Source organism: Vibrio sp. 2132-1, from assembly GCF_033344315.1.
Genome location: NZ_JAWPON010000320.1, coordinates 1 through 712 on the forward strand (window position 1 = coordinate 1; position 712 = coordinate 712).

The window sequence follows — 712 nt, forward strand, 5'->3', positions numbered from 1 at the left end:
AGGGGTCGCAAAAGCTTACGCCGACCTCATCACTATCTCAGGTTACGATGGCGGTACGGCCGCAAGTCCACTGACTTCGGTGAAATACGCAGGTAGTCCTTGGGAACTTGGCCTCGCAGAAACCCAACAAGCACTGGTTGCAAATGGCCTTCGCCATAAGATTCGTCTTCAAGTAGATGGCGGGTTAAAAACAGGGCTAGATGTTGTTAAGGCCGCGATTCTTGGTGCGGAAAGCTTCGGATTTGGTACCGCACCAATGGTTGCTATGGGTTGTAAATTCTTACGTATTTGCCACTTGAACAACTGTGCAACGGGTGTGGCAACTCAAGATGAAACCCTTCGTAAAGAGTACTTTAAAGGCTTACCAGAAATGGTAATGAACTATTTTACTGGCCTTGCCGATGAAGTACGTGAGTTACTCGCAGAACTTGGCGTAGAGAAACTGACAGACTTAATTGGTCGTACTGATTTACTTGAAGCCGTCGAGGGATTCACTGCGAAGCAAACCAAGTTGGATCTATCAAACATCTTAGAAGCTCCTATTTCAGCCGAAGGTCATCCACTATTTTGGACGGAGCCAAACAAACCGTTTGATAAAGCCGAACTCAACCAAAAAATCGTTGATGATGCCTTGAATGCTGTCGAAAACAGCCAATCAGCAAGTTTCTTCTACAACGTCATCAACACCGACCGTTCTGTTGGCGCGCGTTTA

At 46.6% G+C, this 712-nt stretch carries 1 protein-coding gene; it reads left to right on the forward strand.

The window, feature by feature from the left end:
- The coding region (locus tag R8N47_RS25170) for a glutamate synthase-related protein (RefSeq protein WP_318186100.1) at positions 1–712 on the forward strand (712 nt) is incomplete at both ends.